The 26,545-nt window shown below is 55.0% G+C and carries 25 protein-coding genes, 20 tRNA genes, 1 rRNA gene and 1 riboswitch; of the genes, 6 read left to right on the top strand and 40 right to left on the bottom strand.

The genetic code is table 11. The features are described 5' to 3' along the window. Positions 1 to 120: 120 nt before the first annotated feature. The 9 genes from AV656_RS00230 to AV656_RS00190 form a co-directional block, all read right to left on the bottom strand. Entirely contained in the window at positions 121 to 897 is a 777-nt protein-coding gene (locus tag AV656_RS00230) for a thermonuclease family protein (protein ID WP_063177699.1), read from the bottom strand. A 103-nt stretch (positions 898 to 1,000) separates the two neighbouring features. Then, positions 1,001 to 3,046 (bottom strand): catalase, encoded by a 2,046-nt coding sequence (locus AV656_RS00225; RefSeq protein WP_063177697.1) that lies wholly within the window; start codon positions 3,044 to 3,046, stop codon positions 1,001 to 1,003. Between the two features lie 78 nt (positions 3,047 to 3,124). Beyond that, complete coding sequence (locus tag AV656_RS00220) at positions 3,125 to 3,481, bottom strand: fluoride efflux transporter FluC (protein WP_063177695.1); 357 nt, start codon at positions 3,479 to 3,481, stop codon at positions 3,125 to 3,127. Beyond that, positions 3,478 to 3,843, bottom strand: coding sequence for a fluoride efflux transporter FluC (locus tag AV656_RS00215; protein WP_063177693.1), 366 nt, complete (start codon positions 3,841 to 3,843; stop codon positions 3,478 to 3,480). The genes AV656_RS00220 and AV656_RS00215 overlap by 4 nt, the downstream gene beginning before the upstream one ends. A 5-nt stretch (positions 3,844 to 3,848) precedes the next feature. Further along, the gene (locus tag AV656_RS00210; protein WP_231877209.1) at positions 3,849 to 6,023 is read right to left on the bottom strand and encodes an ATP-dependent helicase; all 2,175 of its coding nucleotides are present in this window, start codon (positions 6,021 to 6,023) and stop codon (positions 3,849 to 3,851) included. A gap of 62 nt (positions 6,024 to 6,085) precedes the next feature. After that, complete coding sequence (locus tag AV656_RS00205; protein WP_063177691.1) at positions 6,086 to 6,322, bottom strand: hypothetical protein; 237 nt, start codon at positions 6,320 to 6,322, stop codon at positions 6,086 to 6,088. 71 nt (positions 6,323 to 6,393) lie between these two features. Then, positions 6,394 to 6,828 (bottom strand): hypothetical protein, encoded by a 435-nt coding sequence (locus AV656_RS00200; RefSeq protein ID WP_063177689.1) that lies wholly within the window; start codon positions 6,826 to 6,828, stop codon positions 6,394 to 6,396. 75 nt (positions 6,829 to 6,903) lie between these two features. Continuing rightward, positions 6,904 to 7,572 carry a S1 family peptidase gene (locus AV656_RS00195; RefSeq protein WP_063177687.1) on the bottom strand — a complete coding sequence of 223 codons (669 nt, stop codon included), beginning with the start codon at positions 7,570 to 7,572 and terminating at the stop codon, positions 6,904 to 6,906. 20 nt (positions 7,573 to 7,592) lie between these two features. After that, on the bottom strand, positions 7,593 to 8,384 hold the full coding sequence (locus AV656_RS00190; protein WP_063177682.1) for an alpha/beta hydrolase: 792 nt from the start codon (positions 8,382 to 8,384) through the stop codon (positions 7,593 to 7,595). Between the two features lie 119 nt (positions 8,385 to 8,503). Between AV656_RS00190 and AV656_RS00185 the strand changes: the two genes are divergently transcribed. Then, positions 8,504 to 9,016: a gamma carbonic anhydrase family protein gene (locus tag AV656_RS00185; protein ID WP_063177680.1), complete on the top strand. Its 513-nt coding sequence runs from the start codon at positions 8,504 to 8,506 to the stop codon at positions 9,014 to 9,016. Positions 9,017 to 9,126: 110 nt separating this feature from the next. On the opposite strand, the gene metK is transcribed toward AV656_RS00185, so the two are convergent. Then, a complete protein-coding gene (gene metK, locus AV656_RS00180) occupies positions 9,127 to 10,323 on the bottom strand; it encodes a methionine adenosyltransferase (RefSeq protein ID WP_063177678.1) in 1,197 nt (398 codons plus the stop codon). A gap of 187 nt (positions 10,324 to 10,510) precedes the next feature. After that, positions 10,511 to 10,629, bottom strand: a riboswitch (SAM riboswitch). A gap of 198 nt (positions 10,630 to 10,827) precedes the next feature. Between metK and pckA the strand changes: the two genes are divergently transcribed. Continuing rightward, positions 10,828 to 12,414: a phosphoenolpyruvate carboxykinase (ATP) gene (gene pckA, locus AV656_RS00175; protein ID WP_197462177.1), complete on the top strand. Its 1,587-nt coding sequence runs from the start codon at positions 10,828 to 10,830 to the stop codon at positions 12,412 to 12,414. A gap of 68 nt (positions 12,415 to 12,482) precedes the next feature. Here pckA and AV656_RS00170 read toward each other — a convergent pair whose 3' ends face one another. From AV656_RS00170 to AV656_RS00155, 4 genes are all read right to left on the bottom strand, one after another. Next, positions 12,483 to 13,274, bottom strand: a complete 792-nt coding sequence (locus tag AV656_RS00170) for an alpha/beta hydrolase family protein (RefSeq protein ID WP_063177676.1) — start codon at positions 13,272 to 13,274, stop codon at positions 12,483 to 12,485. Continuing rightward, the gene (locus AV656_RS16645) at positions 13,252 to 13,728 is read right to left on the bottom strand and encodes an NUDIX domain-containing protein (protein ID WP_063177673.1); all 477 of its coding nucleotides are present in this window, start codon (positions 13,726 to 13,728) and stop codon (positions 13,252 to 13,254) included. Before AV656_RS16645 ends, AV656_RS00170 begins: the two co-directional genes overlap by 23 nt. Positions 13,729 to 13,778: 50 nt before the next feature. Continuing rightward, positions 13,779 to 14,084 carry a hypothetical protein gene (locus AV656_RS00160; protein ID WP_063177671.1) on the bottom strand — a complete coding sequence of 102 codons (306 nt, stop codon included), beginning with the start codon at positions 14,082 to 14,084 and terminating at the stop codon, positions 13,779 to 13,781. A 127-nt stretch (positions 14,085 to 14,211) separates the two neighbouring features. Then, entirely contained in the window at positions 14,212 to 14,661 is a 450-nt protein-coding gene (locus AV656_RS00155; protein WP_063177668.1) for a Dps family protein, read from the bottom strand. Between the two features lie 93 nt (positions 14,662 to 14,754). Here AV656_RS00155 and yidD point away from each other — a divergent pair, with 93 nt between their 5' ends. Both yidD and AV656_RS00145 read left to right on the top strand, forming a co-directional pair. Further along, entirely contained in the window at positions 14,755 to 14,997 is a 243-nt protein-coding gene (yidD, locus tag AV656_RS00150; protein WP_063178810.1) for a membrane protein insertion efficiency factor YidD, read from the top strand. 71 nt (positions 14,998 to 15,068) lie between these two features. Next, positions 15,069 to 16,067: a metal ABC transporter solute-binding protein, Zn/Mn family gene (locus AV656_RS00145; protein ID WP_063177666.1), complete on the top strand. Its 999-nt coding sequence runs from the start codon at positions 15,069 to 15,071 to the stop codon at positions 16,065 to 16,067. Positions 16,068 to 16,118: 51 nt separating this feature from the next. Here the strand turns inward: AV656_RS00145 and AV656_RS00140 are convergent, their stop codons facing one another. Genes AV656_RS00140 through AV656_RS00120 form a run of 5 tightly spaced genes read right to left on the bottom strand, consistent with a single transcriptional unit; the run spans position 16,119 to position 22,356 of the window. Then, on the bottom strand, positions 16,119 to 17,558 hold the full coding sequence (locus tag AV656_RS00140) for an o-succinylbenzoate--CoA ligase (protein WP_063177664.1): 1,440 nt from the start codon (positions 17,556 to 17,558) through the stop codon (positions 16,119 to 16,121). Between the two features lie 60 nt (positions 17,559 to 17,618). Beyond that, positions 17,619 to 18,437 (bottom strand): 1,4-dihydroxy-2-naphthoyl-CoA synthase, encoded by an 819-nt coding sequence (gene menB, locus AV656_RS00135; protein ID WP_063177662.1) that lies wholly within the window; start codon positions 18,435 to 18,437, stop codon positions 17,619 to 17,621. A 16-nt stretch (positions 18,438 to 18,453) separates the two neighbouring features. After that, entirely contained in the window at positions 18,454 to 19,272 is an 819-nt protein-coding gene (menH, locus tag AV656_RS00130) for a 2-succinyl-6-hydroxy-2,4-cyclohexadiene-1-carboxylate synthase (protein WP_082818537.1), read from the bottom strand. Then, a complete protein-coding gene (gene menD, locus AV656_RS00125; protein ID WP_063177660.1) occupies positions 19,260 to 20,978 on the bottom strand; it encodes a 2-succinyl-5-enolpyruvyl-6-hydroxy-3-cyclohexene-1-carboxylic-acid synthase in 1,719 nt (572 codons plus the stop codon). The genes menH and menD overlap by 13 nt, the downstream gene beginning before the upstream one ends. Next, on the bottom strand, positions 20,971 to 22,356 hold the full coding sequence (locus AV656_RS00120; RefSeq protein WP_082818536.1) for an isochorismate synthase: 1,386 nt from the start codon (positions 22,354 to 22,356) through the stop codon (positions 20,971 to 20,973). The genes menD and AV656_RS00120 overlap by 8 nt, the downstream gene beginning before the upstream one ends. Positions 22,357 to 22,516: 160 nt before the next feature. Here AV656_RS00120 and AV656_RS00115 point away from each other — a divergent pair, with 160 nt between their 5' ends. Continuing rightward, entirely contained in the window at positions 22,517 to 23,431 is a 915-nt protein-coding gene (locus AV656_RS00115; protein WP_063177658.1) for a 1,4-dihydroxy-2-naphthoate polyprenyltransferase, read from the top strand. A gap of 169 nt (positions 23,432 to 23,600) precedes the next feature. Continuing rightward, on the top strand, positions 23,601 to 24,356 hold the full coding sequence (locus tag AV656_RS00110; protein ID WP_082818535.1) for a TraR/DksA C4-type zinc finger protein: 756 nt from the start codon (positions 23,601 to 23,603) through the stop codon (positions 24,354 to 24,356). Between the two features lie 58 nt (positions 24,357 to 24,414). On the opposite strand, the gene AV656_RS00105 is transcribed toward AV656_RS00110, so the two are convergent. The 21 genes from AV656_RS00105 to rrf all read right to left on the bottom strand — a co-directional run bounded on the left by AV656_RS00105 (position 24,415) and on the right by rrf (position 26,425). Continuing rightward, positions 24,415 to 24,486: transfer RNA gene (locus AV656_RS00105), tRNA-Glu, on the bottom strand. A 6-nt stretch (positions 24,487 to 24,492) separates the two neighbouring features. Then, positions 24,493 to 24,583: transfer RNA gene (locus AV656_RS00100), tRNA-Ser, on the bottom strand. A gap of 3 nt (positions 24,584 to 24,586) precedes the next feature. Then, positions 24,587 to 24,661: transfer RNA gene (locus tag AV656_RS00095), tRNA-Asn, on the bottom strand. Positions 24,662 to 24,666: 5 nt separating this feature from the next. After that, positions 24,667 to 24,743 (bottom strand) — tRNA-Ile (locus AV656_RS00090). An 8-nt stretch (positions 24,744 to 24,751) separates the two neighbouring features. Further along, positions 24,752 to 24,825: transfer RNA gene (locus tag AV656_RS00085), tRNA-Gly, on the bottom strand. 3 nt (positions 24,826 to 24,828) lie between these two features. Next, positions 24,829 to 24,904, bottom strand: a tRNA-Phe gene (locus AV656_RS00080). Positions 24,905 to 24,933: 29 nt separating this feature from the next. Then, positions 24,934 to 25,009: transfer RNA gene (locus AV656_RS00075), tRNA-Asp, on the bottom strand. 2 nt (positions 25,010 to 25,011) lie between these two features. Then, a tRNA-Met gene (locus tag AV656_RS00070) sits at positions 25,012 to 25,086 on the bottom strand. Positions 25,087 to 25,160: 74 nt separating this feature from the next. Beyond that, a tRNA-Ser gene (locus tag AV656_RS00065) sits at positions 25,161 to 25,253 on the bottom strand. Between the two features lie 15 nt (positions 25,254 to 25,268). Continuing rightward, positions 25,269 to 25,345, bottom strand: a tRNA-Ile gene (locus tag AV656_RS00060). A 7-nt stretch (positions 25,346 to 25,352) separates the two neighbouring features. Continuing rightward, positions 25,353 to 25,426: transfer RNA gene (locus AV656_RS00055), tRNA-Met, on the bottom strand. A gap of 13 nt (positions 25,427 to 25,439) precedes the next feature. Further along, a tRNA-Ala gene (locus tag AV656_RS00050) sits at positions 25,440 to 25,515 on the bottom strand. A 12-nt stretch (positions 25,516 to 25,527) separates the two neighbouring features. Then, positions 25,528 to 25,604 (bottom strand) — tRNA-Pro (locus AV656_RS00045). Positions 25,605 to 25,614: 10 nt separating this feature from the next. Then, positions 25,615 to 25,691 (bottom strand) — tRNA-Arg (locus AV656_RS00040). A gap of 18 nt (positions 25,692 to 25,709) precedes the next feature. Then, positions 25,710 to 25,798 (bottom strand) — tRNA-Leu (locus AV656_RS00035). A 9-nt stretch (positions 25,799 to 25,807) separates the two neighbouring features. Next, positions 25,808 to 25,882: transfer RNA gene (locus tag AV656_RS00030), tRNA-Gly, on the bottom strand. A gap of 35 nt (positions 25,883 to 25,917) precedes the next feature. Next, a tRNA-Leu gene (locus AV656_RS00025) sits at positions 25,918 to 26,005 on the bottom strand. 22 nt (positions 26,006 to 26,027) lie between these two features. Next, a tRNA-Lys gene (locus AV656_RS00020) sits at positions 26,028 to 26,103 on the bottom strand. 8 nt (positions 26,104 to 26,111) lie between these two features. Further along, positions 26,112 to 26,187 (bottom strand) — tRNA-Thr (locus AV656_RS00015). 9 nt (positions 26,188 to 26,196) lie between these two features. After that, positions 26,197 to 26,272, bottom strand: a tRNA-Val gene (locus tag AV656_RS00010). A gap of 37 nt (positions 26,273 to 26,309) precedes the next feature. After that, positions 26,310 to 26,425 (bottom strand): 5S ribosomal RNA (gene rrf, locus AV656_RS00005). Between the last annotated feature and the right edge of the window lie 120 nt (positions 26,426 to 26,545).

The raw sequence follows: 26,545 nt of genomic DNA, 5'->3' as shown, positions 1-26,545 counted from the left end.
AAAGAAACCGGACCGGAAAACATAGACGTTTTCCGGTCCGGTTATTTTGCATTGACTTCAGGCGGCACGAATTAAACGTTCTGACTGATTGCCGGGTCCCGGCGGACGGATCAGGCCCTTCTATGAAGCCTCGCATGCCATTCCGTCACCGTCGCCATCGTGCCGCTCCGAATAAGCAGGGTGCCCCCTCTTCACGCCCTCCGGATAAACCGAACGCAGTTCTCTGCAATTGGCGAATGGCCCGGCATCTTTGTTCTGCCTGTCACGGCTTCCGCCGCTCCGTTCCGCCTTCTCTGCATCAAACCCGCGTTCGGTTGCATAATCCTCGATTGACCAGATTCCGGTTCTCCTATCCTTTGCCCGCTTTTCCGCCTGTTCATAACTCTCCAGATGCCGGGTGTTGGGAGGATAGACATAGCCGACACGGGCAAGCCCCTCTTCAAGCAGTTTTTCCTGTACACTTTCCCCGTCCGCATAGACGTATGCAAGGAGGCGTCCGTACTTGTCGGTCCGCTGTCCGATATCAAACTCAATGGCCACCTCACTGTTAGCTAGAAGCTCCCGGTTCCTTTCCTTTGCCCGGTCACCGAACGGCTGCTTTCCCAGCTGGGGATGGTTCGTCTCCGGTGTATCAATGAGCAGATACCTTACGTTCTGCTCCTTTCCCCGGTACCGGATTTTGATCGTGTCTCCGTCGATTGTACGGACAAGTTCCACAGTAATGAGCCCCTCTGCAGGGGCATCCGCAGGAATGTGTTCTCCGGTGTCAGTCGGGCTCTCCTGGCCACTTTCATCTTCCGGAATCTCCGCAAGAAAATAAATGATGGCGATCACCAGGAGGACAGCAACCGCACCCGCGGGGCTTTTCCACATGCTGGTCGATTTTCTATTGGCCATAGATTAACTCTCCTTCCGGCCTGATTGTACCGGGCGGATCCATTACAGACAACGAGAAGCGCGGCCCCTTTTCTGGCGCCGCGCTTCGCTGTTCATACCACTTTTAGAACTTCCGGTCGTAATGTTTGTACTGGGCGAATGCCTCGACCAGAGAGTCACCAAAGTTCCCGTGTCCGCCATCCGAAACGACACCCGGTCCTTCTTGTGCCATCGTCTGAGCGAACAGTTCCTTGCCCCCTTCGGTGACCCCGATCGTCTTGTAGTGCTTGAATGTATCATTGATGAACTCGGAAGCATTCATCGTGAACATCGATTCATTTTCACCTTTTCCGCCCGCGATGATGAGGCCATCATACAGAACGGAATGGCTCGTCGTGAACGTCTGGTTCGCCTCGGCCTTGTAGCCGTCCTTTCCTTCGATGGTGCCCTGGCGTTCGCTGATAAAGTCAGCCGTGATGCCGGCTTTCTTCAGCTTGTCCAGCACCTCTCCGAGGCTGCTGCCGTCAAAGCCTTCTCCCACAATGATTCCTGCACGGCGGGTCTGTGGCTTCCTGACGGTGTTCGCCATGCTGACCGCAGGAGATTTCTTATCGTAGTTTACATGGCTCACTTTTGGCGGATTGGCGTTGACATTCTTGGCAAAGGCCGTCGCCATGTCCTGGTCGACATTGGCGAACATGTCAACGACCTGCTGACGGATATTCTGATCCTTCACCTTGCCGACCTCGAAGCTGAATGCATCGATGATGTGCTGCCTCTCAAACTCGGCCAGGCTGTTCCAGAACATCCGGGCCTGCGAAAAATGATCCTTGAATGAGTCGCTCCGTGCCCGTACCTTCTTGCCCTCTACTTTTTCCTGATAGTGGACGTAGCCGCCCTCTTCTTCGGAAGCAGGTGAAGGGGTGTTGTCGGCAAGTGAGTTTTTGTGGTAGGAGACCTTTCCGACATTGATCGTCTGTCGGCCGTAGCCGTCCCTCTGATTGTTGTGGAAAGGACAGACAGAGCGGTTAATCGGGAGTTCATGGAAGTTCGGCCCGCCAAGTCTGATCAGTTGGGTATCCGTGTAGGAGAAGAGACGGGCCTGCAGGAGCGGGTCATTTGAGAAATCGATGCCCGGTACGACATGGCCCGGGTGGAATGCCGCCTGTTCCGTCTCGGCGAAGAAGTTATCGACGTTGCGGTTGAGTGTCATCTTGCCGATGATCTTGACCGGAATCTCTTCTTCCGGCCAGAACTTGGTTGCATCGAGAATATCGAAGTCAAAGTTGAATTCATCCTCTTCTTCGATCATCTGGACACCGAGCTCCCATTGAGGGTAATTGCCCATCTCAATATTCGTCCATAGTTCACGGCGGTTGAAGTCAGGGTCGTTCCCGGTTACTTTCTGTGCTTCGTCCCATTCAAAGGAATGGACACCGAGCACCGGCTTCCAGTGGAAACGCACGAACCGTGCCTTGCCCTCCGCGTTGACGAAACGGTAGGTGTTGATGCTGAACCCTTCCATCATGCTGTAACTTCTCGGGAGCGCGCGCGGGCTCATCAGCCACATGACCTGATTCGCTGTTTCCTGGTTGTTTGCAACAAAATCCCAGAACGTATCATGGGCGCTGGCCGCCTGCGGAATCTCATTATGCGGTTCCGGCTTGATTGCGTGAATCAGGTCAGGGAATTTAATACCGTCCTGGATGAAGAAGATGGGCATGTTGTTGCCTACCAGGTCATAGTTCCCTTCGTCGGTGTAAAATTTCACGGCGAATCCGCGGACGTCCCGGGGAATATCTGTTGAACCCCGCTGACCCACCACCGTTGAAATCCGGACAAAGACCGGAGTCTTCTTCCCCTTCTCGGAGAGAAATGCCGCCTTCGTATAGTCTTCCATCGACTCGTATGCCTCGAACTCACCATGCATGCCGAAGCCCCTGGCATGGACGACACGTTCCGGAATCCGCTCATGGTCGAAGTGGGTCATCTTCTCACGGAAGTGAAAATCCTCCATGAGTGTGGGCCCGCGGTCACCTGCAGTGAGGGAATGTTCGTCCTCCGCCATTTTCAGCCCCTGGTTGGTCGTGAGTTTCTTGTTCCGGTCGTCCGTCCTGAACTGGTCGAGTTGAAGATCCTTGCTGGTCCGCTTTCCTTGTTGTTTATCCATTATGATCCTCCTTATCTGGGATGCTCTGTTTCACTCTTCCCCCGGAGAAAATAGATAAACTGGATGATTTTTTACATTTCACGCACCTACATATATATAAGGGATCATGTAAAAAACAATGCCCAGGACAATCGTGGAAACGGCATACAGAACGGAAGCCATACGTCTTCCCTGCTGCCACATCAACAGGATTTCAGAAACCCATGTGGAAAAGGTGGTGAGCGCCCCCATTAAGCCGGAAATGACAAATGCGTGTGCAGGACTGCCGGCAGCCAGTCCTGAAAAAACACCCGCAAGAAAAGCGCCGGCCATGTTGACGGCGAACGTACCGGCTGGAAATCCTCCTTCCCGGTTCAGCTTTGCGCTGAGCAGGTACCGAATGATTGCGCCGATTAACCCGCCGGCAGCAACAGACAGCCAATAGAAGATGATCATGGCTTCACTCTTCCTTTCCCGAACCTTTGTCCCGCAAGACCTGAAAGCAGACCTCCGCCGACCGACAACAGGACATAAATGAAAGCAGTCCCCCACTGTTCGTCAGCAATCATCCGTGACAGTTCCGCGCTGAGTGCCGAAAAGGTAGTGAACGACCCCAGAAACCCGGTATGTACGGCGGCTTTCCACTGTTGCCGGAGAGGTGCGGCCGCAATGAGCGCGCATAAGAGGAAAGCACCCAACAGATTCACGAGAAGGGTCCCATAAGGAAAACCTCCGGGATACCCGACCATCTGTGAAATTGCCGTTCTCGAAACGGCGCCCGCCATTCCGGCCAGGCCGACTGCCATCCATTCCTTCAAGCGTCTCAGCCCCTTTCTTCGAGCAGCCCCCTGCTGATGCACATGCCGAGATCCAGCTCTTTTTCCTGCTTTGCGAACCTGATGAGGACCCGCTCCCCGCGGATTTCCTCCACCAAGCCGTTGCCGAACACTTTATGGCGGACCTTCAGTCCCGGAGCCAGTACACCGCTGTCGGAAATCGCATCGGGGTCGGGAATCGCTGCGGCCCGCTTCCGTGCCGTTTTTCGGGGTGTCTCCGGTATTTCCCCAACCGGGCGGCCGATCGCCTGAAGTCCCCTCACCTCGCTGATGAAGCGGGACTCTGTCAATTCTTTCCCGTTATCCGTGGAATAGTTGATCAGTTCGAGCCGCTCTTTGGCTCGTGTCATCCCGACATAGAACAGTCTCCTGGCTTCTTCCATCATATCCGGGTCCTTTATGTCCTCGGCAGCCGGGATGGTGCCTTCATTCAGATCGACCATGAATACCTGTTTGAATTCAAGCCCTTTGGAACTATGGAAAGTCGAAAGCGTGACCGCACCTTCCTGGGGTGTCCGTTTGGCTTCCGATACGGCTTTTTTCAGCTCAGCCAGTTTTTCCGCAAAAGCGGTCATTGTCCGGAGCGGCGACGCGATGACGGTGAGCGTATCCAGCATGCCGGTCAGCGTATCGATGCGGTAGCCGAACTTTTCCGAGCGGCTTTTCAGGGAAGCCTCATACCCGAGATTCTCCCGGACCGTCCGGATGATGTCTGCCGGCCGCCGGTCCTTAAGCCCGTCGTAGATCGACCGATAGGCGGCGAGTTTCCGCCGCTGGTCATCGGACAGGTTGGGAACAGAACTTGCAAAAGCGTCGAAGACATTCCCTTCAGGACCGTTTCTGACAAACGTTTCGACTGCGGAGCGGCTGATGAACAGTTCCATCTTCAGCGCTACCCTTGCGAACAGGTCCCTCTTTTCCGGCAGATAGGCAAGCCTCATGAAATTCAGAACATCTTCCACGACCCAGTGGTCGAAAAATCGGTCATCGGCATCCTTCATATAAAAAGGAATGCCCCGGCGGTGCAGTTCGGAGACAAAAGCCGTCGATGACGAATTGTTCCGGAAAAGGACAGCGGCCTCTCCCGGATTCTCCATCGCCAGCAGTTCGTATATGACATAACGCACTTGCTCATCACGGTCATGGAATCTCTTCAGGTTGACCGGGCCGGCACTGGCGTTAACCGGCTTCATCCCCTTCTCGTATCGCTCCTTGTTCCGCTTGATGAAACCGGCTGCCGTCTGCACGATTTCAGAGGATGACCGGTAATTCGTCTCCATCATGAGAATATCGGCCTGTGGATAGTGATTCCGGAAATCCAGCAGGTATTGCGGGGCCGCCCCTCGCCAAGTATAGATGGACTGGTCGTCATCGGCGACGGCACAAAGGTTGCCGTGTCGCCGGACCAGATGTTCCACAATCCTGTGCTGGGCAAGCGACGTATCCTGGCTCTCATCGGTGATGACATAGTCAAAGCGGTCCTGCATTCTCATGCAAAGGTCGGGATCTGTTCGAAGCGCCTCTTCCGCAATCGTCAGCATATCGTCAAAATCAAGCAGCAGCAGCCTCCTCCCGCTCCTCTTATGCGCCTCATACTTCCGGAGGATCTCCCCTGCCCTTTCAACGGGCCCCTTCAGACCTGGCCACTCTTCCTGGGGGATGAGCCGGTTCTTCACAAAGCTTGCAAATGTCCCTACCGACTTCAGTTCATCTTCCGTCGGATCTTCCCCGGTGACTTCACGGAAACTCCGTTTCAGAAGGACCGGTTTGGGCGGAACCTGGTCCGTCTTACCTTCAATTAGCGCCCATTCAATGCCCATATGGTCGAGGTGACGGCGGACAATATCCAGCGCCAGGCTATGGATCGTCGAAAAAGCCGGCGGCTGCAGTCCGGGAAAGAGTTTCGTAAATCGGTCGCGCATATCCGTTGCGGCGGCCTTGCTGAAGGTGATCGGCTTGATGCGCGTTGGGGCGATCCCCTTTTCCGCGATCATGTAACCGATCCTCATAATCATCGTTGTTGTCTTTCCCGAGCCTGGGCATGCCAGCACGAGCAGCGGGCCGTCCGTCTTCAAGACAGCCTGCTTCTGCACATCGTTCAGCGACACTCCCGTCTCCATCTGCTTGCGCTCGAAAAAGTCCATTGCATCCATTCCTTCCATTGTTCGCATCCATCCATTCTAATCAAAAAAAGAAGGACCGCGCAATGCCGCGGTCCTTTCTTTCATTCACCTGTTTCAAGTTTGTCGCGTTCGTTGAATCCGCCGTCTCCGTCCGTGTATTCCGTAGCGGCCACCTGGTCTGTGTTCCGTGCCTTGTCTGAGTAGGCACTGCCGGGCTGGCCGGCCATTGTGCCGCCGGACTTTCTGGAGATGAATTCCTGTTGTTCGCGACTTTTGTTCATCGCTTCTGCAGAGGACTTCGCCATCTGCTCGGGCGTTCGGCTGTTATGTTCAGTCACTGGAGTCCCTCCTTGGATGTTGGTCAGTCTGCCCTTACTATACCCACTGACACCCATGCTCAACCCGGGACTTACTCCGCCTCCACGATGAAAAAATAGCTGACATCTCCCTGGGGCCACTCTGCAAATACCGTGTAACCGTATCGGCCGGGCGCATCCGGAATCCTGACCGGCCCAGATGAGACCGAGGAATCCAGGTCATCCTCCAGCTGTACGCTTACGCGTGAAGACTGTGGCGGAAGTGAAAACAGCAGTTCAACTTTTGTCCCAGTCGGGGCAGAAATCATTCCGGAGAACGGTTCATAATCAAACGGATTGCCGGAGGCATCCGCACATGCCGACGTCCCGCCCTCCGTCCAGCAATAGCTGCCGTGGACTGCCGTTTCGACTTCTCCGTCAAGCTTCACGGTCAGTTCCGGCAGATCCTGTTCCGGCGGGCCTGCGGATTCCAAACTGCATGCCGAAAGACAAAGCACTGCAAGCAGTGCAGCCATCATCTTGCCCATGTCTCATCCACTCCTTGAGGGAACAGACGGGTTACGGTTCGGAATGGTTACAGACACGGACGGCGAAAGAGCAGTTCATGTTTCAGCTGCATGGTCTCTGATCCAACGCTCGATCACCCGCTCGACCGCCAGTACCGGTACGCTAAATGATAAAGTGCTCCAAGGATGGATCCCCGTATTGATTCCAATGACTTCTCCGGTTTCCGGCCGAATGACAGGACTGCCGCTCATCCCTGGATCCAGGTCAGTATCTGAAATGATAAACTCATTGAACATTGCATCATTCCCGTCGAAACCAGCCGACACGTGAAGTTGCTGGATGACCCCTTCCCTGATGACGAACGGATGCATATCTGTCCAGCTTACCGACATGACCGGCTCCATCCGTTCTGCGCGCTGCCCGGACAGCTTAAGCGGTTCGCCGCCGGGATAATCATGGATCTGCAGGAGAGCCAAATCAAGTAGCCGATTCGTCTCCAGCACCTTCCCGGTGAACGCCTCCCCGCCGAGCGATGTCAGTTTCTGTTCGGCAATTGTTCCGACGACATGCTGGTTGGTCAGGACGAGTCCCGACTCTTCAATCAGAAAACCGGTCCCCGCTCCTTCTGGATTTTCGACCATAAATACCTGCCGGGTTAGAGGCTCATCCCTCACACCCAGTGTTCCTGTAGCCGGGTCGCCCACCGCAAAAAGCAGGATGGCCATGATCCCCTTCACAGCCATCTGCATCACCGCTTCTTTCATGCCCCTTCCCCCTCATGCTGTCAGGCAATGTAGCCAAGCGAGCGGAGTACCCCCCTGATGAATGACTCGGTGTAGAGGAACACTTCCTCCTGCTCCTGCTCGCGGAAAATATCATGACGGGCATTTTTCCACTGCTTGTACTGAAACTCTTCCCGCCCCTTCATCGTCAGCCACGCATGCATGGCATCAGAATCTGCCAGCTCGTCGTGTCCGGCAGCATGCAGCAGAACCGGAGGTGACCCGGGTTTCGGCACGGATTCACTGATTTCCTTGATATATGAATTCAGTTCACGGTACCATGCGGCAGTCGCGACAGGATGATACAGATTCTCCGAGTCTGCCATCACGGGGTCTTGGTTCCCTGTCAGCATGTCTTCGCTGATCTGATGGTTAAACTTGATGCCGCCGGCGATTTTCCCGAGTCCCGAAAGCGGTCCTTTCATCCTTGGCGGAAGATGCTTCAGACGGAACCAAGGCGATGTGAGAATAAGTCCGGCGCAGGCCAGGCTGTCATTTCTCGCCATATCTGCAGCCAACACCCCGCCCAGACCGTGTCCCAAGACGAACAGGGGCAGGTCTTCCGCCATGCCGGTGCGGATCAGTTCCTTTGCATATCTGCGGTATTCATGAAACCCTTCATCATGGACTTCCGCGCCCTGTTTTCCATGGCCGGGGAGGTCTCCGGCAATGACATGCATACCGGCTGTCCTGAACCGCTCGATCAGCCAGGCATGGCGACCGTGATGTTCATATGCACTGTGCAGCAGGACGACGGCAGCCGTCGCCTTCCCCTCCGCTTCCCATTTCCACATGGCGGTTCCTCCTTACCAATCTTGCCGTTTCAATTCTTTTCCCGTTGCCGGAACATCGGAAACGGGTTTTATAGTACGATTATGATACTACAAGTTTTGATGGAAGAGAGGTTTTTCCGATGATTTACCCGTTTAACGGCATCGAGCCGAAGATTGACGAGTCCGTTTTCCTTGCAGACCACGTGACAGTAACCGGAGATGTTGAGATTGGCCCGGAGTCATCCGTCTGGTTCAACACGGTGATCCGAGGTGACGTCAACTCCACACGCATCGGCCGCAAAGTGAATATCCAGGATTTGTGCATGCTTCATCAGAGTCCGGCCTATCCGCTCGTCATCGAAGATGAAGTGACAGTCGGCCACAACGTCATCCTCCACAGCTGCACCATCCGGAAAAACGCGCTGATCGGGATGGGCTCGATCATTCTTGACGGAGCGGAAATCGGAGAAGGTGCGTTTGTGGGTGCCGGATCTCTGGTCCCCCAAGGCAAGAAAATCCCGCCCCGCACCCTTGCATTCGGCTCCCCGGCGAAAGTGGTCCGTGAACTGAATGATGACGATATCCGGGACATGGAACGCATCGTGCAGGAGTACGCGGAGAAAGGCCAATATTACAAGAGCCTGCAGAAGTGAATACTTTTTCGCTGCAAGTCCAATCAGGAGCGCTATGTCCAATGTGGCAAACTAAAAAAGGGAATCCGCATGCGTAATGCGGATTCCCTTCTCTTTTTTGTAGCACCCTTTTAATAGGAAGCTTTTTCCTTAAGCTGTTCAGCCTTGTCGGTGCGCTCCCACGGGAGTTCGATATCGGTGCGGCCGAAGTGGCCGTACGCTGCAGTCTGCTGGTAGATCGGACGGCGCAGGTCGAGCATCTTGATGATGCCCGCCGGGCGCAGGTCAAACAATTCCCGCACCCACTCGACAAGGTCAGACTCGGCTGTCTTGCCTGTACCGAATGTATCAATCGCGATCGAGACAGGCTGAGCGACACCGATTGCATAAGCGAGCTGGACCTCACACTTGGAAGCAAGTCCTGCCGCGACGATGTTCTTCGCCACATAACGGGCTGCATACGCTGCAGAACGGTCAACTTTTGTCGGATCTTTGCCCGAGAAAGCGCCGCCGCCGTGACGCGCGTAACCGCCATAGGTATCGACGATAATCTTGCGGCCTGTAAGGCCGGCATCCCCCTGTGGACCTCCGATTACAAAGCGGCCCGTCGGGTTAATGAAGAATTTCGTCTCTTCATCGATCAGTTCAGCCGGGACGACTGCATCGATAACCTGCTTTCGGATGTCATCCTGGATCTGCTGAAGTGTAATTTCCGGATGATGCTGTGTGGAAATAACGATTGTATCCACGCGCACCGGCTGGTTGTTCTCATCGTATTCGACGGTAACCTGTGTCTTGCCGTCAGGCCTGAGGTACTCCAGGATCTCTTCCTTTCGCACTTCGGTCAGGCGGCGGGACAGCTTATGGGCAAGGCTGATCGGCAGCGGCATCAGTTCTGGCGTCTCATCACACGCAAAGCCGAACATCAGCCCCTGGTCTCCCGCTCCGATTGCTTCCAGCTGGTCATCGGTCATTGTCCCTTCACGGGATTCAAGTGCTTCATTGACACCTGCAGCGATATCCGGCGATTGTTCGTCGATTGCCGTCAGGACGGCTGTAGTCTCGCTGTCAAAACCGTATTTCGCACGGGTATAGCCGATATCCTTGATCGCATCCCTTACGACCTTCGGGATATCCACATAGGTGGTGGTGGTGATTTCGCCGGCAACCAGCACAAGGCCGGTCGTCACGGTCGTTTCGCATGCCACGCGGGCATTCGGGTCGTCTTTGATGATGGCATCCAGGATGGCATCTGATATCTGGTCGCAAATTTTATCCGGGTGGCCTTCGGTGACCGACTCGGATGTGAACAGGCGACGGTTGGTCATTGGTTTTCCTCCTCCGCTCCGGCGGGTCGCCGGAAAGTGTTACGGTACTCGTTCCCCTGTCAAGTCCGTTCCCCGCGGGGTTGAACTCCAAGCCGTTTTGGGCTTACTGAGGTTTTGGTCAATCCATTTAAAAAGGGCCTTCCACTCACATTCATGAGGAAAGGCCCGGATTCGCTGACACCTTTCACTCTTATCGTCCAAGGCAGACGCCTTGCTTCAGGTTGGCACCTTCTCGGCCTCCATCAGGGAGAACGGCAGGTTGCCGGGTTTCATAGGGCCTGTCCCTCCACCAGCTCGGGATAAGAGTATCCGTACAATTTTTCATAGTAATGAATCCAGCACTTTATGTCAAATAATAAATGAAGATTAGTGGTGTAATAAGACGGTTTTTTGCAGTTTTTGCAGAAACGCTGAATTAGTATAGACTAATAAACAAAATGTGTTATACTAATTCACATCATACAAACCGCCTAAAGGCGGGATTACAAGACAAGGGTGGTACAGATGATAATGTCTTCTAAACTGAGCGATAAACTGAATGATCTCCTGGCCGGAGGATCGATCCGCACACAGCTTTCCGTCGAGGAACTGACGGAGATCGCTGTTGAACGCGGCGAGGCAGTTCTTACAGACAAAGGCGCGGTCCGCGCCACGACCGGGAAATACACGGGTCGCTCTCCCAAAGACCGCTTCATCGTGGAAGAGGCCCCTTCCAAGGAAGACATCGATTGGGGCAACGTAAACAAGGCGGTAAAGCCTGACGTATTCGAAAAGCTTTACGCCAAAGTGCTGGATCACCTTAGTGCAAAAAATGAACTCTATGTATTCGACGGCTTCGCGGGTGCTGATCCTGCTTCCCGTCTGCACATCCGTACGGTCAACGAGTTTGCCTGGCACAACCTCTTCTGCCAGCAGCTGTTCATCCGGCCATCCGAAGAAGAGCTTAAAAAGCATGAGGCTCAGTTTACCATCGTTTCCGCTCCAACCTTCAAGGCAGATCCTGAAGTTGACGGGACAAATTCCGAAGCGTTCGTCATGATCTCGCTCGAACGCGGCATCATCCTGATCGGCGGGACGGAATATGCCGGTGAGATGAAGAAATCCATTTTCTCCGTCATGAACTATCTGCTTCCGAAGCAGGGCATCCTGTCGATGCACTGCTCAGCGAACGTCGGCGAAGAAGGAGACGTTGCTCTCTTCTTTGGCCTTTCCGGCACCGGCAAGACGACGCTTTCTGCAGATCCGAACCGCCGTCTGATCGGCGACGACGAACATGGCTGGTCTGAAGAAGGAGTCTTCAATATCGAGGGCGGATGCTACGCAAAGACGATCAACCTCTCTGAAGAAAAGGAACCGCAAATTTACAGCGCCATCCGTGAAGGGTCGGTTCTCGAGAACGTCGTGCTCGACGAAGAAGGCAAGCCCGACTACGATGACGGCTCGCTCACCGAGAACACCCGTGCAGCCTACCCGCTCGAGTATATCGATGACAGCGTGATCCCTTCGATTGCAGGCCATCCGAAGACCATCATTTTCCTGACGGCGGATGCCTTCGGCGTACTGCCTCCTATTTCGAAACTGACGAAGGAACAGGCGATGTACCACTTCCTGAGCGGCTTCACATCGAAACTTGCGGGTACGGAAAGAGGGATCACCTCTCCTCAGATGACGTTCTCGACCTGCTTCGGCTCCCCTTTCCTGCCGCTTCACGCAACCGTCTACGCGGAAATGCTCGGCAAGAAAATCGACGAGCATGATGTGAATGTCTTCCTCGTCAACACCGGCTGGACTGGTGGAGAGTATGGCGTCGGTCAGCGCATGAAGCTCAGCTACACTCGTGCCATGGTCCGTGCGGCGATCGAAGGCAAGCTCGACAATGCGGAAATGGAAAAAGGAAAAGTATTCGGACTGAACATGCCGATTGAAATCGAAGGTGTCCCTTCTGAAGTGCTCAACCCGCGCAATGCATGGGCAGACAAGGAAGCTTACGATGCAAAAGCAAAAGAACTCACAGCAGCATTCCGTGAGAACTTCAAGAAATTCGGCTCAGTCTCGAAGGAATTTGAAGAAAAAGGCGGTCCGGTCATCTGATCGGCCATTCAAAAAGCACCTGCGCATGATTGATTGCGCAGGTGCTTTTTCATTGTTGCGGAAAGGGATCAGTTCCCCTTCCCTTTCATCCAGTTGCACAAATCCCGGGTGACCCGGGCAGCTTCAGCGGGCGGGAAATGGTGGTTGAATTCAGCAAAGTACCAGGTCTCCACCGCCTTTCCCGCCTCCCTCAATGCATCTTCCAGCATGATTGACTGCTCAATCGATACGTTTTGATCTTGCCTGCCGTGGATCAGCAGGAATGGGGCATCGATCTCATCCACATGGAAGAGCGCCGAGCGGTTTCGGTACTCTTCAGGGGCGTTGTTCGGCGTACCTCCGATCACGCGCTTCATCATCCTGCGGAGTTCCTTCCGTTCCTTGTAGGTGAAGACCATGTCCGAAACGCCGGCCCAGTCCACGACGGACGTGATGTCATCCCTCATAATCGCCGTCCAGAGAGCCATGATGCCGCCCCTTGAAAAGGCGAACAGATGGATTCTGGTGGTATCGGTCTTTGGATGCTGCTTCAGCACATCGACTGAGTTGACCGCATCAAACCGGTCCTCACCGCCGAATTCGTCAAAACCCTCGCCGCCGCGGTTGCCCCGATAATAAGGGGCAAAAACGACGAATCCCTGCTGGGCGAACTGCGAAATTCTGGACGGCCGGACCATACCGACATGCTGGATGCCCCCGCGCAAGTACACAATACCATCATAGATGCCGTCCGCCACCGGCTCTGCAAGCAGTCCCTTTACCCGGTAGCCTGTCGACCAGTAAGTGATTTCAGTCAGCCGTACATTCGGGTTGGGAGACGGGTAAGGTCTCGTGTATTCAATCGTTCCGTCGTCTTTCATCAGACAGCACCTTCTTCCTGATCCTATCCATTCCTTCATCCGACATATGCCGGCTCAGTTTTGCTGCAGACTTCTCCCAGTCCGCCTCCGCAAGGTAAGCCGCTCCTTCTGTTTCAAGAAGCGGGAAATGATCATCGGCGGACATGATGTCGGCAGCAAACACCCTTTTGCAGAAAGGCGGTTCGGCATGAACGACATAGTCTGCGACAAATGTTAGATTCCCGGCGGTAACCCCTGTCTCTTCGTACACTTCCCTGATTGCCGCCTGTTCGATCGTCTCTCCCGGCTCGGCCTTTCCGCCGGGCCATTCCAGTCCCCGGTTGGGGTGGATGGTCATCAGCCACATCCTGCCATCGAATGCGGCAACGATGGCATGAGTGGGCACCATTCCTGACTGGTCCTTTTCCCAGAAAAGATCGACCCTTTGTCCAGCGCGGTCTTTGTATGTAAACACGGCACCCCTCCTCTACCAATACCAAGTGTATCGGACAAGGTGCCGTCCCTTCAACGGAAATACGGAAGGCTCTCAACGAACTTCCTGGACTCCTCATCCCCGTATTCATGCACCAGCGCATAAAGCTTCATTGTGCGCAGGTCAATCTGGTGGTTCTCCTTGTCGAGATGGTAAGGGATCGCAGGCAGATGCGCCCGGAGGAAGTTCGTCAATTCCACATCGCTGATCTGGCTGAACAGCTTGCTGAATGCTTCTTCCACGCGGCTGTCTGCCTCAATCGCAAATTCCCAGGGCGCCAAATTCGGACCCGGATACACCTGCCTGTGGAGTATCGATACATACAATTTATTCTTCATGGCCATCCTCCTGGTCAATCGTTTCCGATTAGGATGGTCTTCCGGGAACGATCCATGCGCCAGCAACTCCGAGACAATATGAAAAGAAGATCGGCCCATTGAAAAAAGCCGGTGACCCGGCTTTTAATCAGTTATTTTCTTCGCCAAGGAAGGCGTTGAGCATCCACTGGTGCTTCTCGATGCTCTGGTAGATCGAGTTCAGGAGATCCTCTGTCATGTCATCCTCGTCTTCTGCTGCAAGGTCCATGCCTTTTTTAAGCGAGTTCATGATCTTGTCGAAGTCCTCTGTCACCTGTTTGACCATTGCGTTGGCGGATTCCTTTCCGCTGGCCTCTTCCACCACGGAGCTCTCGAGGTGTTCCCTCAGCGTTGCAAGCGGCTGTCCGCCGAGCGTCAGCATCCGTTCTGCGATCTCATCCATATGTAAGGTCGCTTCATTGTAGAGTTCCTCAAATTTTGCATGCAGGGTAAAGAACTGAGGACCTTTTACATACCAGTGATAGTTATGAAGCTTTGTGTAAAACACCGACCAGGTCGCCACCTGGACATTCAGTTCATCAAGCAGTTGTTTAGACATCAATCAACACTCCATTTCTTCATCAATCGTTCTTCTGTTCATGTTCCCCAGCCCGCGCTACAATAAACATGCGCTACGATTGGAGTGTTTACAATCAAACATTTATTTATCTGGATCATCAGATTTTACCGGAAGGCCATTTCGCCGTTTACCCCGCCGAGCTGCCGCTTTCATCCCACTTGCTCCGCATACGGTCTTGAAGCGTTTGAAAAGCACGGTGCTTTCAAAGGCTTCCTGATGACCATCATCAGGATTTCAAAGTGCCATCCGTTCCACGAAGGCGGATTTGATCCGGTTCCTGACAAGTGGCCCGGCAAAAAAAGCGATGTAGAATAAGTTCCGGGTTGCCAAGCCGCCTCATGTGAGGTATGATACAAATCGTACTCATTACGATTTAGAGGTGGACCATGAAAAAACTGATACTCATCCTGTCTGCATCCCTGCTTGTTCTGGCGGGATGCGGCAGTGACAATAGCTCCGGGGAGGTAAAAGACGCCGACAGGGCTTCGGAAAAGGCGCTCACAGTCAAGACGACCGTCTACCCGCTTGCCTATTTCACGGAGCGGATCGGCGGCGACTCCGTGAGCGTCTCTTCCATTTATCCCCCCGGAGCAGACAGCCACACATTCGAACCGACACAGAAAGATATGATCAGTCTTGCGGACAGTGACCTCTTCATCCATACAGGCCTTGGACTTGAGGGCTTTGTCAACAAAGCCGAGAAGACCTTATCCGGTGAAGACGTCCGGCTTGTCGCAGCAGCCTCGCACATTCCCGATGATCAGCTTCTCCATGGCAGCGGCCATAATGAGGAGCACCACGATCATGATGAAGAAGCGGATTACCAAGAGGAGCCCGGGCATGAAGGCCATGACCATACTGGTGTCGACCCTCACGTCTGGCTTTCTCCTGTCATCGCAGATCAATTGGCGCTGGCCGTGAAGGAAGCCCTTACCGAAGAACTTCCTGAAAAGGAAACCGAGTTCACTGAGCGGTATGAGGAGCTTTCGGCCGAGTTAAAACAATTGGACTCGGAGTTCCGTGAAATGGCCGACAGTGCAGAAACAAAGACATTCTTCGTCTCCCACGCCGGTTTCGGTTACATTGCCGAGGAATATGGATTGGAGCAAGTCCCCATCGCCGGCCTGAATCCGCAGAGCGAGCCTTCCCAGAAAGAACTGGCCCGGATTGTCGATCTCGCCCGTGAAAAACAGGTGTCGACCATCTTCTTCGAACAGAACATCACATCAAAGCTCACCCAGGTGATCGTGAACGAGATCGGTGCTGAGTCCGATACGCTCCATAACCTGAGTGTCCTGTCCCAGGAAGATATTGAAAACGGCGCAGATTACTTTTCCCTCATGAGACAAAATATCGAACGCCTCGGCAAGGCATTGAATTCCTGAAACCCTGCTGCCTATACAGAAAGAGCCATCCGGCTATCCGGATGGCTTTTGTCATTCCTGCAGTTCAAATTTGTCCTTCAGCTCGCGCCGGAGCAGCTTGTTGGAGGCGTTTCTCGGCAGTTCACCGACGAACCGGTAGTGCTTTGGCACCTTATATGGGGCCAGCCGCTCCCGGCAGAACGCCTCAAGCTCTTCAACAGAAACGGTTCTCCGGGCTACGATAAAGGCGGCGGGCACCTGTCCCCAGCGTTCATCTTCCACCCCGGCAACGCCTGCTTCTGCAACGGCGGGATGAGCGACCAGCACTTGTTCAATCTCGGCGGGGTAGATATTCTCCCCTCCCGAGATAATCAGGTCGGATCTCCTGTCGAGCACATAAAGGAATCCCTCTTCGTCAAGCCTGCCGATATCGCCTGTATGGAGCCAGCCGTCCACCTGTGCGGGCTTGCCGCTGAAGCGGCCGACATAGCCCGGCGTCACATGGGGTCCGCTGATCAGGATCTCTCCCTCGTCCCCGGGCTTTTCCGCTCCTTCAATCCGGATGCGGTTAAAGAAAAGCGCTTTGCCGGACGATCCGGTCTTCCTGAGGGCGTCTTCCGCTGCCAGCGTGGCCGTCTGCGAAGAGGTCTCGGTCATGCCGTAAGTCTGGAGGATCTGGATGCCTAGCGCCTCCGCCCGGCGGATATAAGGCGATGGGACCGGTCCTCCGCCCGCCAGGATTTGCCTGAAGCGGTCCGAAGCCTTTTGGTTCCGTGATTCCAGGATATCCAGCACCCGGACCAGCTGGGCGGAGACGGCGGACATCGTGGTCACACTGCCTTCCGCAATCTCTCTGGCAGACGCTTCTGCATCGAATTTCGACTGCAGCCGCACGGTCATGCCATAGATCAGCGATCTGCTCAGAATCGAAAACCCGCTGATATGGAAAAGCGGCATCGCACAGAGCCAGACATCTCCGTCCTGAATGCCCATATTGAGTGCAGACGCCACAGCGCTCGACAAATGATTTCCGGCCGTCTGCCGCACCCCTTTCGGGAAGCCTGTGGTCCCCGAAGTATACATGATCGTGAGCGTGCGGTCTTCCTCCCACAGCTCTGCCGGATTAAAATCTGCTTTCTCGCCTGCCAGAAGGAGACTTACGGCTGTGCTGTCCGGCACTCGGTCCGACAGTTCGTCATCACTGAATACGGCTTTCGCTTCCGAGTCTTCAATCTGGTAAGCCAGCTCAGCCCCGGTCAGGCGGCTGTTCAGCATCACGAGCTCGAAGCCGGCAAGCAGCCCGCCGTGGATCAGAAAGACGGTCTCCGGGCCTCCTGACGTCAGGAGCGCCACGCGGTCCCCTTCTTCCAGGCCGGTTCCCCTCATTTTCCTGGCGATGTCCATCGAGCGGTCCGCCATCTCACGGAACGTCCACCGTTCTTCGTCCCAGCTGATGGCAACGCGGTCCGGCGTGAGCCGGGCCCTCTGCAAAATCCAGTTTGGTGTTATCATGCTATCACCTTTCCATCAGAAAAAGCCGCCCGATAAGGCGGCTTTTTCGAATTTCAACGATCAAGGGAAACGAGGGAATTGGCCGAAGTCCGGCTTGCGCTTTTCCTTGAACGCATCGCGGCCTTCCTTCGCCTCGTCTGTCGTGTAGTAAAGGAGTGTCGCGTCCCCCGCCATCTGCTGAAGACCGGCCAGCCCGTCCGTGTCGGCATTCATGGCTGCCTTCAGGAACCGCAGTGCAGTCGGGCTCTTCTCGAGCATTTCCTCACACCACTGGACAGTTTCATCTTCAAGCTGATCAAGCGGAACGACCGTGTTGACCAGGCCCATGTCGAGGGCTTCCTGAGCGTTGTACTGGCGGCACAGGTACCAGATTTCACGGGCTTTTTTATGGCCCACGATGCGGGCCAGGTAACCGGAACCATACCCGGCATCAAACGAGCCGACTTTAGGCCCTGTCTGTCCGAAGATGGCATTGTCTGCAGCGATGGTCAGGTCGCAGACAACGTGCAGGACGTGTCCGCCCCCGATGGCATAGCCTGCCACCATCGCGACGACCGGTTTCGGGATGACACGGATCAGGCGCTGAAGATCCAGCACGTTCAGGCGCGGAATCTGGTCATCGCCGACATAGCCGCCGTGTCCGCGGACTTTCTGGTCACCGCCGGAGCAGAAGGCCATGTCGCCCTCGCCCGTCAGGACAATGACGCCGATGCTGTCGTCATCGCGTGCGCGGGAGAATGCATCAATCATTTCCTCTACAGTTTTCGGTGTGAAGGCATTGCGGACATGCGGACGGTTGATCGTCACTTTTGCGATGCCGTTGTATTTCTCGTATTTGATCTCGTCATATGTACGGATCGTTTCCCATTGGCGTGTCATGTGGTTCCTCCCCTGTCTATGGCTTTAAAGCTTCCTTTACCATTGTAGCAAAGCGCGCCGGATTTTCCACGTGGACCGTATGACCTGCGTCCTGAACGGTCACGTGATGAACATCCGGCAGCCGCCGGACCATGTCTGCGGCTATCTTCACGTACTTAACATCCAGCGTTCCGGTGATCAGCGTCACCGGCATGCTAAAGTGCTCCAGACTCTCCCAGTAGGACGGCTGGCTTCCCGTGCCGATGCCCCTCAAACTTCCGGCGAGGCCGGCAGGATCATTGCCGAGGCGGCCGCGGCGGACACGCTGCCGGACATGTTCCGGCATCCGTTTCTGTGAGGCGAACAGCGGGATGTTCTCCCAGCGGTCAGTGAAGGCAAGGATGCCCTCCCTTTCGATAAATGCGGCCAGTTTTCCGTCAGATTCCCGCCGCTCCCGGCGCTCGTCCCCGGTCCGCAGACCGGGGGATGTGCTTTCAAGAATGAGCCTGCTGACCTTTTCCGGATGAGCAGCCGCATAGCCGATCGCAATCCTCCCGCCTAGCGAATACCCGAGAAGGCTGAAGCGTTCCAGCCCGAGTCGGGTGAAAAGCGCATCCAGGTCCGACACCTGTTCCTCCATCGCATAGCGGGCAGGAGCACCCGGTGCTTCGGTATTTCCATGACCGGTCAGATCAGGCATGATGAGCCGGTATTCACCGAGATCGGCGGCAATTGCGGTCCAGGCGGCTGAGCTACCAGTGAAGCCGTGCAGCAAGACCAGCGGTTTCCCGTCCGGCCTCCCGGCTTCGCGGTAGCCGACCCGGATTCCCCTGATCGTCACCGTCAGTGTTTCCATTCGGCATCCAGCCTTTCGCTGATTGCCTGCCACAGTTTGCGGTGTTCCTTCAAATTCACCTGACGGTCGCTGAATGCTTCAATGATCCTGACGTTTGTCTGTTTTGGCTGACGAAGCGCATTCCTAAGCCCGTCGGCTGACTCCACAGCATCGTATTGGCAGCCGTACATATCGGCCAGGCCTCTGAATTTAAGCCCGGTCGGTGTGCCGAACAGTTCCTCGAAATAACGGCCGGCCCCTGCCTGAGGCAGATAAGAAAAAATGCCGCCGCCGTCATTGTTCATCACGAGGATGGTGAGGTCAGTTTCATCGAAACGGCTCGAAATCAGGCCGTTCATATCGTGCAGCATCGCCAGATCGCCAATCAGCAGATAGGCCGGGCGCCTTCTTGCCGCCTGCACGCCAAAAGCGGTCGATACGACGCCGTCGATGCCGTTCACGCCGCGGTTGGCGAAAATCCCGATATCGCGGTCAGTCTGCATGAAAAAGGTATCAACGTCCCTGATCGGCATGCTGGAACTTGCGAACAGGTCACTGCCGTCGGGCATGTCGTCAAACAGGACACCTGCCATCGCGCCTTCGTCAGTGCCTTCGTTCAACGCACGCCTGGTTTCTTCCGTTGCAATACGGTTTGCTTCGGACCAGAGTGCGGCGTATTCGGAAGGGGCATTTCCTGCCCGGATCTCGAGAAGCATTTCCGGTGCGCACTGAAGATGATCCGTCGCCAGGTGATAAGGATCGCGGAACGATGGGCTTTCATCGACGACCATATAGACACCCGGGCGGTTTCCGTTCAGGAATTGTGTAAGCGGCTTGGATACCGGCTGCGGCCCGAAACGGATCACAGTATCCGGCGCCATTTCCTGCTTGAACCGTTCGTTTTTCAGGATGGCATCATACAGGTCGATGCAAAGGGCTTCCGCCTCACCTGAAATACCGCTCCTCAGCCCTGAAAGCGGATCAGCCAGCACCGGCCAGCCCAAGGAGCGAGCGAACTTCCAGAAAGTCTCTTTATCGAAGCCTGGAGGAAGTTCTCCGGCAATGATGAGGCCCCGTTCCGCAGCGGCAGCCGTTTCTGTAAACCACCGGACCATTTCCGGATCCGGGATCATCATGCCCCTGCGCACGCTTCGGAATGAGAGCCCGGGGTCTTCCGCCCCGAACTCGATCAGAAGCGGTTCCCGGAAAGGAATATTCAGATGGACCGGGCCCGCCGGTGCGTCTGTCGCAACAGAGACGGCGCGCTGCACATGCCGGCCGATATACTCCAGGGATTCGGTCCGATCCTCCGGTACCGGGAAGTCAGCGCTGTATTTGACCATTCTTCCGTACATTCCCGGCTGGTCAATCGCCTGCGGGGCGCCGACCTCGCGCAGTTCATGCGGACGGTCTGCCGTCAGGACGATCAGCGGCACTCTGGCATACTTCGCCTCCGTGACGGCCGGCATATAATTGGACGCTGCCGTGCCGGATGTGCAAAGCACGGCAACCGGCTCTCCTGATGCCTTTGCCATGCCAAGTCCGCAGAATGCCGCAGAACGTTCATCAGTCTGGAGATGGATACTGACGCTGTCCGAATCGGCAAATGCATAGGCAAGCGGTGTCGAACGGGAGCCCGGACTCACAACCACATGGCGGACACCCGCACGGATCAGCGATTCCCGGATCCGCAGGACATACGAAGTCAGTATCTTCCGATCATCCATGCAGGACACCCCCGAGCGCCCGCATCATCGGACGGAACTTCACCCATGTCTCCTCATATTCCTCTTCCGGGACCGATCCGGCGACGATGCCGCCCCCGGCATAAAGATGTGCCCGGTCACCCTTCAGCAGACCGGAACGGATCGCAACGGCAAACTCTCCGTCACCGTCTGTATCCATCCAGCCGATCGGTGCACCGTAGAATCCCCTGTCCATCTTCTCGTTTTCACGGATCATCCGGAGCGCTTCATTGCGTGGCGTGCCTCCCAGTGCAGGTGTCGGATGAAGGGCACGGACAAGATCAAGCAAATCTGTTCCGGTATTCGGTGTCCCTTCCACAGGGGTGAACAGATGCTGGATGTCACGCACTTTCAGCAGCCGCGGCCCTGCAGGGATACGGACTTCACTGCAGAAACTGCGGAATACATCGCCGATCATCTGAACAACGAACTGATGTTCCTCGCGGTTTTTCGGATCCTTCAGAAGCCCTTCGCCGAGCCGGCGGTCTTCTTCAGCTGTTTTGCCGCGGCGGATGGAACCGGCCACACAGGCAGTCTGGCTCTTGCCGTCTTCCATCTTGACGAGCCGTTCCGGTGTGGCTCCGAAAAAGAACCCTTCACCGCTCTCCAGGCCGAACAGATAGCTTTCCTGCTGTTCAGCAGACAGGTGTTCCAGCACCTCCGAATGCCGGACAGGCGTTTCAAAGTCGAGTCCGACGGAACGTGCAATCACGACCTTTTCCGGCCCGCCTTCACGGATTCCGTTCCGGACCCCCTCCACTGCACGGAGGTAGTCATCCTTCGCATATTCTCTGAGCCGGAGAACATCCGGCTTTACTGCAGGCTCCCGTTCCTTTACCTGTGCCTCGTGAATCAGCCTGTCCCGGATCAGCCGCAGTCTGTCGAAATCAGCGGCCACTGCCTCCTCCTCGGATATCAGGTTGATCGACACGAATGTGCGCCCTTCTTTCTCAACCAGCTGAATCTGGGGGACAACAAAAAGGGCGGCCGGGAAGCCTTCCCATTCCGATTTCCTGCGATTTTCCGGATCGAATGAGAAGCCGCCGAACAGTACCGGCGACTGGTCTCCCTCTTCCTTTACAATCACAGAGCAGAGACGCTGCCATTGTGTCCGGATATCTTCGAAACGGGCATCGTCCACAGTGCTGGTCAGGCGGGCAGCATGCCCGATGCCGGCCATCTTCCGGGTCTTCTCCCGGTTCTCCCAATAAAAGCGCCGGCCGGAAAATTCGGCCTCGCCTGCTTCAAAAAATGCCTGCGGCGACAGCCTGCCCGATTCGACCGTCTCCGTGTAGAACCGGAGCCCGTCCATCATGCGGCCTGTCCCCGCTATTAAATCCGGAGTCGTTTTCCGTTTCATCCAAGACCCCTCCAACTTATTCGCTACAGTCATTCCTTGCCCATTTATTTTACCACAACGCACGATTCGCCAACATCCGGGCGATTCCGTGTGCCCCTCTGTCCTTTCCCCATTTTCTCCGTTATAATGATGAACGAAAGAAATTTAGGGAGAGAACCATATGCAGCAAACACTCAAAGCGGACGAAGGCTGGCGAATCTGGTGGCAGCTGACCCGTCCTCATACACTCACTGCGTCCTTTGTACCGGTGCTTCTCGGGACCATCATCGCGCTCGCAGAAACCCGGATCAATCTTACACTTTTCATCCTCATGATGCTGGCCACCCTGTTTCTGCAGGCAGCAACCAATATGTTCAATGAATATTACGATTTCAAGCGCGGGCTGGACAATGAACAGTCCGTCGGCATCGGCGGGACCATCGTCAGGAATGGTGTAAGTCCTTCGACCGTTCTTGGCCTCGCACTGGCACTTTATGGTGCCGCAGCACTGATGGGGCTATACATCGCCGGAAGCACCTCCTGGTGGCTTCTTGCGGTCGGTGGAGTCGCCATGGCCATCGGCTACCTGTATACCGGCGGTCCGCTTCCAATCGCCTATACACCGCTCGGAGAGCTGTTCTCCGGTGTGACGATGGGGATGGCGATCGTACTCATCTCCTACTTCATCCAGGCCGGCCATGTCAGCGGATGGGCACTCGCCCTTTCCGTACCCAGCATGATTCTCGTCGGGGCGATCATGATGTCAAACAACATCCGCGATCTGGAAGGCGACAAAGAAGGCGGCCGCAAGACGCTGGCAATTCTGGCAGGAAGAAAGAACGCAGTCACGATTCTTCTCCTGTTCTTTGCGGCATCGTACCTATGGATACTTGCCATGGTCCTTATGGGCATTCTGACACCATGGGCACTTCTCGTCTTCCTCAGCATCGGAAAACCGATTGGCGCCATCCGCACCTTCAGGAAAGAGAATGTCCCGCTCAAGGTCATGCCTGCCATGAAAGCGACCGCCCAGACGAATACGATCTTCGGCTTTCTTCTGTGCATCGGACTCCTTCTCGGATACTGGACGAACTGAATCACCGAAACCGACAAACCGCCTGTTTGATGCAGGCGGTTTTTGATATGGAGCAAGGTTTACCAATCCGGACAAAAAGGAAAAGATGAGGGACAATGGCAGGATTCATGAACTTTATGAACTTCATGAAATACAGACCATCATCTAAAATGAAAAGGAAGTGACAGCCATGTTGACCGAACAGCAAAAGACGATCCTCAAGCGTGAGCTGATTCAAATGCAGCAGGAATATCGTCAGACAACTGAAGAGAATGATCGTGATGACAGTATGCGCGATGATTCCGGAGAACTTTCCTTTGCAGACAATCACCCTGCCGATATGGGCACGGAGTTGTACGACCGTGAGCGGGACCAGGCGCTTGAAAATCATGCAGAAGATGAACTCGAAAAAGTCGAGAATGCCCTGAAGGCAATACGGGAAGGAAATTACGGTGTCTGTGAAGTCTGCAATGAGGAAATCCCGTTTGAGCGATTGGAAGCCATCCCCTATACGAATCGCTGCATTGAGCATGCGGACACTGAGATTCCGGAAGACCGCCCTGTCGAGGAAGATGTCCTGCAGGATGTGGCGGCACCAGTTCAGGCAAACTCGTTTGAGGTCGGCAAGGAAGGCGGCATTGAGGACTATCAGGACAGCTTCCAGGAGGCAGCCCGCTATGGCACCTCCGAGACACCGTCCGACATGAGCGGCGATCATGGCGACTACAATGACCTCTACAAGGATCCGATGGAACAAGGAACAACGGAAACATACGAGGAATTCGCAAGCACGGACGAAACAGGCACCGTAAAAGGATTCATGCGCTCGGATACAATGGACGAGTACCAGGAGAACCTTGACGATGTCGACCTCGAATCCCCGATCGGGGACATTCCGGATAAAACGGTCGACAGCTACACCGGTGAACGCCTTGACCAGGAATGAGCACGATCCGAAAAGCAAAAAAGCAGCCACCCTGTACAAGGATGGCTGCTTTTTTTGATGACCCCTACGGGATTCGAACCCGTGTTACCGCCGTGAAAGGGCGGTGTCTTAACCGCTTGACCAAGGGGCCAATAAATGGCGGAGAAGGAGGGATTTGAACCCTCGCGCCGGTTACCCGACCTACGCCCTTAGCAGGGGCGCCTCTTCGGCCTCTTGAGTACTTCTCCATATGGCTCCGCAGGTAAGACTCGAACTTACGACCGATCGGTTAACAGCCGATTGCTCTACCACTGAGCTACTGCGGAATACATGGTGGGCCTAAGTGGACTCGAACCACCGACCTCACGCTTATCAGGCGTGCGCTCTAACCGGCTGAGCTATAGGCCCGGTCTCGCTGGAGCGGATGAAGGGAATCGAACCCTCGACTTCAGCTTGGGAAGCTGAGGTTTTACCACTAAACTACATCCGCGAATGGTGGCTTGGGACGGAATCGAACCGCCGACACAAGGATTTTCAGTCCTTTGCTCTACCGACTGAGCTACCAAGCCTAAATTACAGGGTGTTCATTATGTAAAAATGGCGGTCCCGACGGGAATCGAACCCGCGATCTCCTGCGTGACAGGCAGGCATGTTAACCGCTACACCACGGGACCATTGGTTGCGGAGGCAGGATTCGAACCTGCGACCTTCGGGTTATGAGCCCGACGAGCTGCCACTGCTCCACTCCGCGATAATAATATAAATCTTTATTTCATACTTGCTTAATTGGTTCAGAGCTGCCCTAGACTGAAGAGGCGCAAAAGATGGCGGAGGAAGAGGGATTCGAACCCCCGCGCGGTGTTACCCGCCTCTCGGTTTTCAAGACCGACCCCTTCAGCCAGACTTGGGTATTCCTCCGTTTGAACCAATAAATGGTGGACCTTGCAGGACTCGAACCTGCGACCGGACGGTTATGAGCCGTCTGCTCTAACCAACTGAGCTAAAGGTCCTTTGCAATGGCGGCGGAGGGGATCGAACCCCCGACCTTACGGGTATGAACCGTACGCTCTAGCCAGCTGAGCTACACCGCCAGGATAATATAAATGGTGGAGCCTAGCGGGATCGAACCGCTGACCTCCTGCGTGCAAAGCAGGCGCTCTCCCAGCTGAGCTAAGGCCCCATCATATAAGGGTGGTCGGGAAAACAGGATTCGAACCTGCGACCCCTTGGTCCCAAACCAAGTGCTCTACCAAGCTGAGCTATTTCCCGTTGATATAAATGGCGCGCCCGACAGGAGTCGAACCCATAACCTTCTGATCCGTAGTCAGACGCTCTATCCAATTGAGCTACGGGCGCATTCATAATAAAAATAGTTGGTGCCGAGGACCGGTCTCGAACCGGTACGGTAGTCACCTACCGCAGGATTTTAAGTCCTGTGCGTCTGCCAATTCCGCCACCCCGGCGGAAATAAATGGAGCGGAAGACGGGATTCGAACCCGCGACCCCCACCTTGGCAAGGTGGTATTCTACCACTGAACTACTTCCGCATAAATAAGTGGTTGTTGATCACTTACAATAAAAATGGTGCGGGTGAAGGGACTTGAACCCCCACGTCCGGTAAAGGACACTAGAACCTGAATCTAGCGCGTCTGCCATTCCGCCACACCCGCATGATGTGGTATATATAAAGGGTGGTGAGCCATGCAGGGCTCGAACCTGCGACCCTCTGATTAAAAGTCAGATGCTCTACCAACTGAGCTAATGGCTCGTCTGAAGTGGTGCCGGCCAGAGGACTTGAACCCCCAACCTACTGATTACAAGTCAGTTGCTCTACCAATTGAGCTAGGCCGGCTTTCTGAAATGGTGGAGGATGACGGGCTCGAACCGCCGACCCTCTGCTTGTAAGGCAGATGCTCTCCCAGCTGAGCTAATCCTCCATACAGATTAAACCGTGTATCCTGTTAAAGAAATCCGGCCTGGCAACGTCCTACTCTTGCAGGGGGAAGCCCCCGACTACCATCGGCGCTGAAGAGCTTAACTTCCGTGTTCGGGATGGGAACGGGTGTGACCTCTTCGCCTTCATCGCCAGACCGTATTCTTTTTGAAAGGACAACTATTATTATAGCAGTTCCTGTCGATTTGGCAAGAACTTTTTTTGTTCTTTCAAAACCGGATAAACGGGACATTGTAAAGTACCGGATCTTTCATGT

Source organism: Bhargavaea cecembensis (assembly GCF_001619585.1).
In the GTDB taxonomy this organism is placed as follows: Bacteria; Bacillota; Bacilli; order Bacillales_A; family Planococcaceae; genus Bhargavaea; species Bhargavaea cecembensis_A.
Note: the sequence above shows the minus strand (reverse complement) of the source record. Positions and strands in the feature narration are given on the sequence as shown.